This window comes from Nitratireductor sp. GCM10026969 (genome assembly GCF_042660605.1).
Taxonomy (GTDB): Bacteria; Pseudomonadota; Alphaproteobacteria; order Rhizobiales; family Rhizobiaceae; genus Chelativorans.
Genome location: NZ_JBHSUM010000124.1, coordinates 1 through 12,530, shown reverse-complemented (window position 1 = coordinate 12,530; position 12,530 = coordinate 1). Strand labels below are relative to the sequence as shown.

11 protein-coding genes are annotated in these 12,530 nt (G+C 64.0%); 7 read left to right on the top strand and 4 right to left on the bottom strand.

Annotated elements, in window-relative coordinates; genetic code table 11:
- On the bottom strand, positions 1 to 3,109 hold a 3,109-nt coding region (gene putA / locus ACFP9U_RS19220), incomplete at its 3' end, for a bifunctional proline dehydrogenase/L-glutamate gamma-semialdehyde dehydrogenase PutA (protein ID WP_378623942.1).
- A 134-nt stretch (positions 3,110 to 3,243) separates the two neighbouring features.
- Here putA and ACFP9U_RS19215 point away from each other — a divergent pair.
- Both ACFP9U_RS19215 and ACFP9U_RS19210 read left to right on the top strand, forming a co-directional pair.
- Positions 3,244 to 3,696, top strand: a complete 453-nt coding sequence (locus ACFP9U_RS19215; RefSeq protein ID WP_322450638.1) for an Lrp/AsnC family transcriptional regulator — start codon at positions 3,244 to 3,246, stop codon at positions 3,694 to 3,696.
- A 67-nt stretch (positions 3,697 to 3,763) separates the two neighbouring features.
- Positions 3,764 to 4,705 carry a sugar kinase gene (locus ACFP9U_RS19210; RefSeq protein WP_378623940.1) on the top strand — a complete coding sequence of 314 codons (942 nt, stop codon included), beginning with the start codon at positions 3,764 to 3,766 and terminating at the stop codon, positions 4,703 to 4,705.
- Positions 4,706 to 5,011: 306 nt separating this feature from the next.
- On the opposite strand, the gene thrS is transcribed toward ACFP9U_RS19210, so the two are convergent.
- The 3 genes from thrS to ACFP9U_RS19195 form a co-directional block, all read right to left on the bottom strand.
- A complete protein-coding gene (gene thrS, locus ACFP9U_RS19205; protein WP_378623938.1) occupies positions 5,012 to 7,009 on the bottom strand; it encodes a threonine--tRNA ligase in 1,998 nt (665 codons plus the stop codon).
- A 119-nt stretch (positions 7,010 to 7,128) separates the two neighbouring features.
- Positions 7,129 to 7,461 carry a membrane protein insertion efficiency factor YidD gene (gene yidD, locus ACFP9U_RS19200; protein WP_378623937.1) on the bottom strand — a complete coding sequence of 111 codons (333 nt, stop codon included), beginning with the start codon at positions 7,459 to 7,461 and terminating at the stop codon, positions 7,129 to 7,131.
- Positions 7,462 to 7,542: 81 nt separating this feature from the next.
- Positions 7,543 to 7,989 (bottom strand): iron-sulfur cluster assembly scaffold protein, encoded by a 447-nt coding sequence (locus tag ACFP9U_RS19195; RefSeq protein WP_378623935.1) that lies wholly within the window; start codon positions 7,987 to 7,989, stop codon positions 7,543 to 7,545.
- Between the two features lie 241 nt (positions 7,990 to 8,230).
- Here ACFP9U_RS19195 and folE point away from each other — a divergent pair, with 241 nt between their 5' ends.
- The 5 genes from folE to ACFP9U_RS19170 form a co-directional block, all read left to right on the top strand.
- A complete protein-coding gene (gene folE / locus ACFP9U_RS19190) occupies positions 8,231 to 8,896 on the top strand; it encodes a GTP cyclohydrolase I FolE (protein ID WP_322450631.1) in 666 nt (221 codons plus the stop codon).
- Positions 8,897 to 8,900: 4 nt separating this feature from the next.
- A complete protein-coding gene (gene hisI / locus ACFP9U_RS19185; protein ID WP_378623933.1) occupies positions 8,901 to 9,314 on the top strand; it encodes a phosphoribosyl-AMP cyclohydrolase in 414 nt (137 codons plus the stop codon).
- A gap of 97 nt (positions 9,315 to 9,411) precedes the next feature.
- Positions 9,412 to 10,395, top strand: coding sequence for a patatin family protein (locus tag ACFP9U_RS19180; protein ID WP_378623932.1), 984 nt, complete (start codon positions 9,412 to 9,414; stop codon positions 10,393 to 10,395).
- Between the two features lie 208 nt (positions 10,396 to 10,603).
- Positions 10,604 to 11,635 carry a hypothetical protein gene (locus ACFP9U_RS19175; RefSeq protein WP_378623930.1) on the top strand — a complete coding sequence of 344 codons (1,032 nt, stop codon included), beginning with the start codon at positions 10,604 to 10,606 and terminating at the stop codon, positions 11,633 to 11,635.
- 554 nt (positions 11,636 to 12,189) lie between these two features.
- On the top strand, positions 12,190 to 12,530 hold a 341-nt coding region (locus ACFP9U_RS19170; protein ID WP_378623929.1), incomplete at its 3' end, for a hypothetical protein.

Here is a 12,530-nt window from a genome sequence, read left to right as displayed (position 1 = left end):
CGACGCGGTCTTCCCGCCGCGCCCAATCGCCCGGCCGGAGCGCGTCCATGCTCGCCGTCAGCAAGGACTTCTCGCTCACCGCGCCCGCGGCGGCGGCAGCCTGCATCTCCGCCGCCTCGCGCCGGAAACGACGCAGATAAAGCGGCCCGCCGGCCTTGGGCCCCGTGCCCGACAGCCCTTCCCCACCGAAGGGCTGGGAACCGACGACGGCGCCGATCTGGTTGCGATTGACGTAGAGATTGCCGGCATGGACGCTGTCCACCACCTCCTGCACACGTGCGTCGATGCGCGTGTGAAGCCCGAAGGTCAGGCCATATCCCTTTGCGTTGACTCGGGAAATCACCTTGCCGAGTTCTTCCGCCTCGAAGGTCGCCACGTGCAGGACGGGCCCGAAGATCTCGCGCTCCATTTCCTCGATTCCAGAAACCTTGAAAGCGCTCGGCGCCACGAAGCGGCCGCCCTCGGGTCGCCCGATCCTGGCGATTAGCCGCCCTTCGTCCTCCATCCGCCGGCAATAATCGGAAATTCCCGACAGTGCCTCCTCGTCGATGACGGGCCCGACATCGGTGTCGATGCTCCACGGATCGCCCACGCAGAGCGCCTCCATCGCCCCATTGAGCATCCCGACGATGCGCTTCTCAACGTCTTTCTGCACATAGAGGATGCGCAGGGCCGAGCAACGCTGGCCAGCGCTCTGGAAGGCGGAGGCCAGGATGTCGCGCACGGCCTGCTCGGGCAAGGCGGTCGAATCGACGATCATGGCGTTGAGCCCGCCGGTCTCGGCGATCAGCATCGTATCGGGTGCCGCCGTCTCGGCAAGCTGCCGCTCGATCAGGCGCGCCACCTCGACCGAGCCGGTGAAGCAGACACCGCCGATTCGCGGATCGGCGGTAAGCGGGGCACCGACACCCGGCCCGTCGCCGGGCAGAAGCTGCAGCACGTCCTCCGGCACCCCTGCCTCGTGCATCAGGGCGGCCGCCCGCGCGGCGATCAGGCAGGTCTGCTCCGCCGGCTTGGCGATGACGGCGTTGCCGGTCACCAGCGCGGCGGCGATCTGGCCGGTGAAGATGGCGAGCGGGAAGTTCCACGGCGAGATGCAGACGATGACGCCCCGCGCCTCGATGCCTGCTTCCGCGTGCGGCGCCCCGTTGGCGTAGTAGCGCAGGAAGTCCACCGCCTCGCGCACCTCGGCGATGCCGTCGGGCAGCGACTTTCCGGCCTCGCGCGCGGCAAGCGCGAAGAACTCGCCGGCATGCGCCTCGTAAAGGTCGGCGATGCGCCGCAGTATATCGGCCCTCTCCTCGACCGGCTTCGTGGCCCATCCCGGCTTGGCGGCAAGCGCCAGGCCGACGGCCTCGCGCGCCTGCCCGGGCGAAGCGTCGGTGACCGTGCCGACCACCTCGTTGGTGCGCGCCGGATTGACGATCGTGCGCGCCTTCCCCGCACCCGCCGCTCGCGTCATCGGCCGCGCCTCCCAGCGCCGCGGTGCCTTGAAGGCAAGCCGCGCCGCCTCGATCTCGGCCATGGTGCCCGGGTCGGTAATGTCCCACCCCTTCGAATTGCGCCGCCCCGGTCCGAAAAGCATGGCCGGCGCCGGGATCACGGGATTGCTTGCCGTCTCGTGCGTTTCGACCATGGTGAAGGGATCGCGCGCGATTTCCTCAGCGCTCACGTCCTCATCGACGATCTGGTGCACGAAGGAGGAATTGGCGCCGTTCTCCAGCAGGCGGCGCACCAGATAGGCGAGCAGGTCCTCGTGCGCCCCGACCGGGGCGTAGATCCGGCAGCGCGTGCCCTCCCGTCGGCGGACGATCTCGTGCAGCGATTCGCCCATCCCGTGCAGGCGCTGGAACTCGAAAGCGTCCTTGTCCTCCGCCATGGACAGCACCGCCGCCACCGTGTGCGCGTTGTGCGTGGCGAATTGCGGGTAGATGCGGTCCGTCATCGACAGGAGCTTGCGCGCACAGGCGATATAGGAGACGTCCGTGTTGGCCTTGCGCGTGAAGACGGGATAGCCCTCAAGCCCCATCACTTGGGCGCGCTTGATCTCGGTGTCCCAGTAGGCGCCCTTCACCAGCCGCACCATGATCCTGCGCTCGAGCCTGCCGGCCAGCGCATGGAGCCAGTCAAGCACGTAAGGCGCACGCTGGCCGTAGGCCTGCACGACGACGCCGAACCCGTCCCAACCCGCGAGCGAGGAATCGGAAAGCACACGCTCGATCACGTCGAGAGACAGGTCGAGCCGGTCCGCCTCCTCGGCATCCACGTTCAGCCCCATCTTCGCCGCGCGCGCCGCCTGCGCGAGCATCAAAAGGCGCTCGGCCATGACCGGCAGCACGCGCTCCCTTTGCACCGCCTCGTAACGGGGATGAAGCGCGGAAAGCTTCACCGAAATGCCGGGGTTGGCGCGGATATCCGTGCTGCGGGCCTCCCCCGCCAGCGCGTTGATCGCCTGCCGATACGCCTCGAAATAGCGCGCGGCATCCGTTTCCGTCCGCGCCGCCTCGCCCAGCATGTCGTAGGAGTAGGTGTACCCCTTCTCGGTGTTGGAACGCCCGCGCCGGATCGCCTCGCCGATGGTGCGGCCGAGCACGAACTGCTCGCCCATCTCGCGCATGGCGGCGGCAACGGCGGTGCGAATGACAGGCTCGCCCAGCCGGCGCACCATGGCACGCAAAGTGGCCTCCACGCCGCTGCCCCGCTCGTCGAGCACGCGGCCCGTCAGCATGAGCGCCCAGGTGGACGCGTTGACGAAGATCGAGGCGGACTCTCCCGAATGGGCGGACCAGTCGTGCGGGGCGATCTTGTCGCGGATGAGATCGTCGACCGTCTCGGCGTCCGGCACGCGCAACAGCGCCTCCGCCAGGCACATCAGCGCCACCCCCTCGCTGGTCGAAAGCCCGTATTCGGATAAAAAGGCCTCCATCAGATGCCGGTCCGAACGCGCCCGGACCGCGCGTACCAGTTCAACCGCCTGCGCCGAGATCGCCTCGCGGCGCGCCACCGACAGGCGCGCCATTTCAACCAGTTCGTCAAGCGCGGCCTGCTCCCCGGCGAGGTAGTGCGCGCGGATCGTCTCGCGCAGATGATCCAGATCGGATGCGGTCATCGTTCACCTCTCTGTCGGCACAAGGCACCTTCAATATCATATGGTGCTTTGCCTACCGGTCTAAAGTCAAAAGCTTGCCAGTCCTTCCAGACTAATTTATGCGCTCATGACAGGACATACAGGCTACACAGATCATGAATGCAAACCTCTTAGACCGCATTGACCGTAACATACTCGACACGCTGTCCAAGGACGGCCGGCTCTCCATTGCCGCGCTGGCCAAACGTGTGGGTCTGTCCAAGACCCCGGTTCAGGCCCGCCTTCGCCGGCTGGAGAAGGACGGCTTCATCCGCGGCTATGCGGCGATCATCGACCGCGAGCGCATGGGGGAAGGTCATATCGCCTTTATCCAGGTGACGCTCTCCGACACCCGTTCGACGGCGCTCGAGGCCTTCAACCGCGCCGCGCTGGCGATGCCGGAAATCGACCAGTGCCACATGATCGCTGGAAGCTTCGACTATCTTCTGAAGGTGCGCACGCGGGATATCCGCTCCTATCGCCGGGTGCTGGGCGAGAAGCTCTCGGAGCTGCCGCACGTCTCCCACACCTCCACCTTTGTCGCCATGGAGACGGTGAAGGACCTGTGACGCCTTCGCATTTGCCTGCGCCCCGGAACATGCTATGCGCGAGCCCGTCTCGAATGGGGATATGCGTATGACGGAACTGGGTGTCGCCGCGGTCGGTGAATGCATGCTGGAACTCTCCGGCGGGGAAAGCGGCAACTGGCGCATGGGCCATGCCGGTGACACGTTCAACACGCTGTGGACCTTGCGCGCACTGACGCCGAAAACGATTCCCGCAGACTACGTCAGCGCCTTCGGCGACGACCCCTTCTCGGCCGATCAGAAAGCCTTCTTCGCCCAAAGCGGCATTGGCACGGCCGCCAGCCCCGTCATCGCCGGCCGGCGCCCGGGCCTTTACGCCATCACGCTCGACGGCGCCGAACGCTCCTTCACCTATTGGCGCGCCGATTCGGCCGCGCGATGCCTCGCCGACGACCCGGCCTCCCTTGGAAAAAGTCTGCAAAACCGGAAGCTTGTCTATTTTTCCGGAATCACTTTGGCAATTCTGGAACCCCCTGCCCGCAGAACGCTGATCGAAGCGCTCCGGCAGGCACGCAAGGCAGACAGCCGCATCGCCTTCGACCCGAATTACCGGCCGCGCCTGTGGGCCTCCTCTCAGGAGGCGCGCGCGGCAAACGACGCGGCACTCGCCGTTACGGACATCGCCCTGCCGACCTTCCCTGACGAACAGCAGCTTTACGGCGATGCCGATCCTCGCGAAACGACTGCCCGCCTCGCCCGGGCCGGGGTGCGCGAATGCATCGTCAAGAACGGCTCCGAGCCGACGGTACTGGCTGGGGGCGGTGAAATGGCGACCGTTTCCGCCTGCCGCGTGACCCATCCCGTCGACACCACCGGCGCCGGCGATTCCTTCAACGGCGCCTATCTCGCGGCGCGGCTTGCCGGCGACGCGCCGCAGGACGCCGTCCGCCGTGCCCATCGCGTGGCGGCGGCAGTGATCCAGGTTCACGGCGCCCTGGCGCCATTCGACATGTTATGCAAGGCCTTCGAAAACGAAGCTGAGGAAAACTGAACGACCCAAGCCCTGCTGTGAATCGCCACAGTGGGAGGCGTACACCCCCTCTCTTGCGATTTCTAACACTTAGCCTTCGGCTAAGCTATTGAAATCGCTTTCTCCCCCACCAAGGGGGAGATAGGCGCGGGCACAGGCGCCTTTTCCCGCAACAGTCGATGCCGGTGACTGGCTGCAAGGCTGACGCAGCCTCTATCTCCCCCTTGGTGGGGGAGAAAGCAAATTCTTGGGCTTAGCGCAGCTAAGTCCGTAGAATTTGCAAGAGAGGGGGCCTTCGCCGTCGCGTAGCAGGCGCCGAGGCGCCGGTCACGCCCGCTTACGGCGAAGATCGGGCGGCGTCGCCTCCTCGGAAAGCTGGCGCACCGCCTCCTCGAGAGTGAGCGCGCTTTGCTCACGCGAACCCAGCCGGCGGATGTTGACCGAACCTTCCTCCGCCTCGCGCTTGCCGCACACGAGGATCACCGGCACCTTGGCCAGTGAGTGCTCGCGCACCTTGTAGTTGATCTTCTCGTTGCGCAGGTCGGTCTCGGCGATCAGGCCCGCGTCCCTGAGACGTTCAGCCACGTCTTGTGCGTAGGAATCGGCGTCGGAAGTGATGGTGGCTACCACCACCTGCACCGGCGCGAACCAGAGCGGGAAATGCCCGGCGAAGTTCTCGATGAGGATGCCGAGGAAGCGTTCCATCGAGCCGCAGATGGCGCGATGGATCATTACCGGCTGCTTCTTCTCCGAATCCTTGTCTATGTAGAAGGCGCCGAAGCGTTCCGGCAGGTTGAAGTCGATCTGGGTGGTGCCGCATTGCCATTCGCGGCCGATCGCGTCCCTCAGCACGTAATCGAACTTCGGCCCGTAGAATGCACCGTCGCCGGGATTGATCGCCGTCTTGATCCGCCCGCCGGAGCGCTCGGCAATCTGCTCCAGAACGCCGCTCATGATCTCCTCGGCATGGTCCCACAGCGCATCCGATCCCACGCGCTTCTCCGGCCGCGTGGAAAAGAAGACCGTGATCTCCTCGAAGCCGAAATCCGCATAGGTCGACAGGATCAGGTCATTGATCTTCAGGCACTCCTCGGCAAGCTGCTCCTCGGTGCAGAAGATGTGCGCATCGTCCTGGGTGAAACCGCGCACGCGCATCAGCCCGTGCAGCGCGCCGGACGGCTCGTAGCGGTGCACCGCGCCGAATTCCGCCATCCGGATCGGTAGATCGCGATAGGACTTCAAGCCGTGCTTGAAAATCTGCACGTGGCCCGGACAGTTCATGGGCTTGAGGGCGAAGGTGCGTTTGTCCTCCGCCTCCTCGTCGGCGCACTCGACCTTGAACATGTTCTCCTTGTACCAGCCCCAGTGACCGGAGGTCTGCCACAGGGAATGGTCGAGTACCTGCGGTGCGTTGACCTCCTCGTAGTCGGCTGCCAGGCGCCGGCGCATATAGGAGACGAGGTTCTGGAACATGCGCCAGCCCTTGGAGTGCCAGAAGACGACCCCCGGCCCCTCCTCCTGGAAATGGAACAGGTCCATTTCGCGCCCAAGGCGGCGATGGTCGCGCTTTTCCGCCTCCTCCAGCATCCTGAGATAGGCGTCGAGCTGCTCCTGGTTGGCCCAGGCCGTGCCGTAGATGCGCGTGAGCATGGCGTTGTCGGCATCGCCCCGCCAGTAGGCCCCGGCGACCTTCATGAGCTTGAAGGCCTTGCCGATCTGGCCGGTCGAAACCATGTGCGGCCCGCGGCAGAGGTCGAACCATTCGCCCTGCGCATAGATCTTGACGTCCTCCCCGTCAGGGATGGCGTCGATCAGTTCGACCTTGTAGTTCTCGCCTTTCTCCGCGAAAACTTTTTTCGCCTTCTCGCGCGACCACACGTCTTTGGTGAACCGCTCATTGCGGTCGATGATCTCGCGCATCTTCTTCTCGATGGCCGGGAAATCGTCCGGGGTGAAGGGCTCGTTGCGCGCGAAGTCATAATAGAAGCCGTTCTCGATCACCGGGCCGATGGTCACCTGCGTGCCGGGCCACAATTCCTGCACGGCCTCGGCCAGGACGTGGGCGCAATCATGCCGGATCAGTTCCAGCGCGCGCGGGTCGTCGCGGGTGACGATCTCGACGCGCCCGTCGCGGCCCACAGGGTCGGAAAGGTCGCGCAGGGTGCCGTCGAGCGCGTAGGCCACGGCCTTCTTGGAAAGCGATTTGGAGATGGCGCCGGCGATCTCCGCGCCGGTCGTCGCGGCGTCGAATTCGCGGACGGAGCCATCGGGAAATGTCAGGGAGACCTTGCCCCCTTGCTGGGCTTGGAAATTCATGGTCGACATAATTTTCTCCGCTATCCAGTCCCGCTTACGAACGCGGGTGGTTGATCATCGGCGGCCAATCGCCGCCGGCGGACATTTAGTCGACCTCCCCGCCAGCGTAAACCCTCGTCCCCGTTCTTTCAGCCCAGGCGCCAATAGCGCCACGGCGCCCACCATCCGTGGCGTGGCTGCAAGCGTTCCGGCACGGGATCAACCCCATGGGTGCCCCCCGGCCCGCAGCGAACAAAACGGAACAGTCCCATAAAGCCGCCCGCCCACAGCCCGTGCCGGGCTATCGCCTCGTAGGCGTATTCCGAGCAGGTGGGAAAATGCCGGCAGGAACCGCCGACAAAGCCGGAAAGCGTCAACTGATAGAAGCGCACGAGCCCCGTGCCGAAGAGCCGGCCAGGCGTCTTCGGCCAGGGACCCTGCCAATTGCGGGAGCGGTACGAAGATGCGTCAGCTTTGGCCATCATCGCGCTCCTTCAGGACGCGCCGCGTTCCGGCAACCAGTGCGGGATAGGCATCGGTCGCCGTGCGCCAAGCGCTTCGCCTCAAGCGGCCCTGCCGGCGCGCTTTTTCTCGATCTGGTCGATGCAGTCGACCACCGCATCGAAGGTGAGCAGCGTGGAAGCGTGGCGCGCCTTGTAGTCCCGCACGGGCTCCAGATATTTCAGGTCGGCGAAGCGTCCGTTGGGCGGCGGCCCGTTCTCCTTGAGCATGCGGTACATGGCCTCCCGCACGGCTCGCAACTCCCCGGCCTCGGCGCCCACCACATGACGCGCCATGATCGAGGATGCGGCCTGTCCGAGCGCGCAGGCCTTCACCTCGTGCGCGAAATCGGTCACCACGCCGTCGGTCATCTTCAGATCGACGTCCACCGTCGACCCGCAAAGCTTCGAGTGGGCCCGCGCGCTCGCATCCGGCTCGGCCAGACGGCCGATTCGCTCGATGTTTCCGGCAAAGCCAAGAATTTTCGCGTTGTAGACGTCGTCGATCATGAATTTCCGCCTGACGGCGCGCATCAAGCATTGCTTGTCGCGCAGGTCTCTTTCATTCGCGCTTCCGACAAACTATATAATGATGGCATCCGGTCGAGGGCAAGAAGCGTATAATTATTGCCGCGGCCGGCATCAAAGCCGCCTTACGGGCGGGACTGTAGACAGTTCCTTCAACCCGCGAAAGGCTGTGAACCGTTCAACTCGTCCCTGCTGAGACAGGGACTACGGGAGACGCCTTATTATGGACGCGATTATCAAAAGCTTCCCTCCGCGCAGCGACAAGGGCACGTTGGTGGAGCCGAAGAGCTATCTCGACAAGCCGGTCACCGATCGGCCGAGCATCGAGGAAGCCGAAGCCGCCGTTCGCACGCTCTTGCGCTGGACGGGCGACGATCCGGATCGCGAAGGGTTGAGGGAGACGCCGCAGCGCGTCGTGAAAGCATTCCGCGAGATGTTTGCCGGCTACGACCAGTGCGCCGCCGAAGAACTCGGCCGCACCTTCGAGGAAGTGGCCGGCTATGACGATCTGGTGCTCATCAGGGATATTCCCTTCCACTCCCATTGCGAGCATCACATGGTGCCGATCATCGGCAAGGCGCATGTCGGCTATCTGCCGGCGGGCCGGGTGGTTGGCCTGTCCAAGATCGCCCGGGTGGTCGACATCTTCGCGCGCCGCCTGCAGACGCAGGAAGCCATGACGGCGCAGGTCGCCGGCGTCATCCAGGACGTGCTGCAGCCGCGCGGCGTGGCCGTCATCATCGAGGCCGAGCACATGTGCATGTCCATGCGCGGCATCCAGAAGCAGGGCTCGACCACGCTGACCACCACCTTCACCGGCCTCTTCAAGGAAAAGCCGGAAGAGCAGGTCCGCTTCATGACGCTGGCCCGCGACCCGCGCAACGGCTGACACCATGTCGCAGATCGCCTTTGCTCCCCCCTCCTCCGACAAGAACGCGCTGGAGGAGGGCCGGGACTTCACGCCGCGTTTCGACGCCAATGGACTCATCACCGCGGTCGTCACCGATGTTGGAGACGGGCGCCTGCTGATGGTCGCCCACATGAATGCGCAGGCACTCGCCAGGACGCTCGAGACCGGAATCGCCCATTACTGGTCGCGCTCCCGCTCCACCCTGTGGATGAAGGGCGAGACCTCCGGCAACGTCCAGCATGTCGTCTCCCTCAGCACCGACTGCGACCAGGATGCGGTGCATCTCAGCGTTCGTGTCGCCGGCGACGGTGCAACCTGTCACACGGGCCGGCGTTCCTGCTTCTACAGGAATGTGGGTCTCGAAGACGGCCGTCCGGTACTCGCGGAGCAGGATTGAGCCTCATCCGATTGTCGGGCTGGCGCCGAAGCGCTCCCGCATTCATAAATTGGATACGGTCCCGCACCAGAATTGAACGGGGGCGAGGAGACAACCGATGCTCGATTGGGCGTCCATACGCGCAAGACAGGACGGCCGGGAGGACTCCCCGCCCGCGCAAGCTGCCACCGGACAATCGACGATCGCGCCCCCCGGCACCGGCATCGCCCTTGCGCTCGGCGGCGGCGCTGCCCGCGGATGGGCCCATATCGGCGTACTGAGGGCGCTGGACGAGGCGGGCATCCCCATCGGCATGATCGCCGGCACCTCTATCGGCGCCCTCGTGGGCGGCTGCTATCTCGCCGGCAAGCTGGATGAACTCGAGGATTTTGCCCGCTCGCTCACCCGCCGCCGCATTTTCGGCCTGCTCGACTTCAATTTCGGCGGCAGCGGCCTTTTCGGGGGCATGAGGCTGACGAATCGCATGCGCGAGCACCTCGACGGCATCACCTTTGCCGAATTGTCGCGGCCTTTCGTGTGCGTGGCCGCCGAAATCCGCACCGGTCACGAGGTGTGGCTGTCCAGCGGATCGCTGATCACGGCCATGCGCGCCTCCTATGCGCTGCCAGGCGTGTTCGAGCCGGTCGTCTGCAACGGGCGCGTTCTGGTTGACGGGGCGCTGGTGAACCCCGTGCCCGTCTCCGTCTGCCGCGCCTACGAACAGCCGCTCGTGGTGGCGGTGAACCTGCATTACGACCTCTTCGGCCGCGCCGCCGTCATAAAGCATTCCGCCGACCTGCCGGAGATGGAAGACAAGCAGGCGGACGGGCGCAAGACACCGCTCGTCGTGGACAAGGGCCCCCGTCAGCGCAACATGCGGCTGGGCATAACGGGCGTCATGGTGGAGGCCTTCAACATCATCCAGGACCGCATTTCCCGCGCCCGCATGGCGGGCGACCCGCCGGACATGTCGCTGCAGCCCAAGCTCGGCCATATCGGCCTGACGGAGTTCTATCGCGCCGACGAAGCCATCGCGCTCGGCTACGAGGTGGCAAGGGCGCAACTCAGAGAACTGGAACGGCTCCTCACCGTCGTCGCATAGAGCGCTTTCGGTAAAAGCACTTGCCATCGCACAAATGCAGTGAAGCGAGCGCACTCCGCTCCAAGCCACCCCGGCAGCGCCGTGACAGCCGGATGGCAGATATGGTTCATAACAGAATTGTTTATAAATTATAAGGACTTGCGTCACAATTGCGACATAGTTCTGCCGTGAAAGACGGCTGCGGGGGCATTCATATTTTGAGGATATTATGAAAATCTATAATCCGTACGACAGAAGCACATCCTATCCAGGCAATGTCGAGAGTACCCCGATACACAGGGGCGTGCCTGGGAACGTGAACACCGAGGACTATATCAATTCCCTCAAGAACGGCGGCTACACCCGGGGCGAGCCGTTCGTGGGCGAGAACGGTGGCATCGAGGACTATATTAATTCCCTCAGGAATGGCGGCTACACCCGGGGCGTGCGCGGAACGTTCTACGACGAGGACGGCAATGAAATCTCCCCTTACGATGCCCTTAACGACCGCGGCGCCGCGGACGATTCCGCCGGCAACGACGATGGCGGCTACACCCGGGGCGTGCCCGGGAACGGCAACATCGAGGACTATATCGCCTTTCTCCAGAACGGTGGCTACACCCGGGGTGTGCGCGGAACGTTCTACGACGAGGACGGCAATGAAATCTCCCCTTACGATGCCCTTAACGACCGCGGCGCCGCGGACGATTCCGCCGGCAACGGGGACGACCGCGCCGCGAATGAGCCCGGCGGCAACGAGGACGACCGCGCCGCGAACGAGCCCGCTGGTAACGGCGACGACCGTGCCGCGAACGAGCCCGCCGGCAACGAGCACGATGGCTACACTCAGGGCGTGAACGGGGGCGGCAACATCGCGGACTATATCGCCTCTCTCAAGAACGGCGGCTATACCCGCGGCGTGGCGCCCCATGACAAGGACGGCAATGAGATCTCCCCCTACGATCTCCTCAATGACCGCGCCACGAACGAGCCCGCCGGCAACGAGAATGGTGGCTACACCCAGGGCGTGAACGGGGACAGCAACATCGCGGACTATATCGCCTCTCTCAAGAACGGCGGCTATACCCGGGGCGTGCGCGGAACGTTCTACGACGAAGACGGCAATGAAATCTCCCCCAACGACCTCTTCGGCGACCACGCCGCGGATGAGCCGGGTCGCGGCGAGATTCCCCATCTCGACAGCACACCGATGCCGACACAGGAAATCGATAACGGCACTGCCCATCTGCCGATCGCATAAACGGCGAATCGGTTAACGTTCAGAACGAAGGCTCCGGCGGAACACTGCCGGAGCCTTTTCTGGGAATGGCTTGCGATCGTATCGGCCTGGCGACATTCCCGCGCGCCAATGAGATCGTAGCGTTCGGCCACGAGGCCACGAGGCGCAGCCGGGTGAATGAAAGCGCCACTTCGGCGCTGTTTGCCGCCGCTCCATCACGCAGCTCCGCGCCCAACGTTTGAAGAAAACACTTATATAGAATAAGCACTTAAGCCTTGACATCGCGATGTCTTCGCTGCCAAGCACTCGGATAGAACGCCCTATGAAGGCTGCAAGCGTCTCCGGTCGTTCATTTGCATCTGCTCCGCTTGAATATTTGGAATCTGGAGAGGAATGCCATTTGAAATAATGGTCCAATTTATATCTAATTGTACTAGAGTACATTGTTTCACATTGAAAAGCATTGTGAAAAGATAAAAACACGTCATGACAGGACTGATCATAATCATGACATAATCCTGTCGTTTCAGACGCTTCGTTCATTTACGAATTTTTAGAGCATAGAGGTGTTTAAAATGGCAATTCTTGCTACGATTACTGATCAACTCGGAAATTCCACTCCGATCGAGAACGGCGGATCCCTCCCCGCACAGGACGCGCAAGCGGTGCGCGTCGCGGCAGGCGAGAACGACGTGACGCTGTGCCGCGACGGCGACGACCTTCTGGTCGACTTCGCGGGCGGAGAGCAGCTCCGTCTCGAGGGCTTCTATGCCGAAGACGGCCAGACGCCCCTCTTCTATCTCCAGGGAATCGACGGCAATTACGCGCCGCACGACGTGCCCGAGGCGCAGGATGCCTGTGCCGTCCCCGGGGCCGGTGCAGCAGCGGCCGGCGCAGGTGCCGCCGGCAGCGGCGC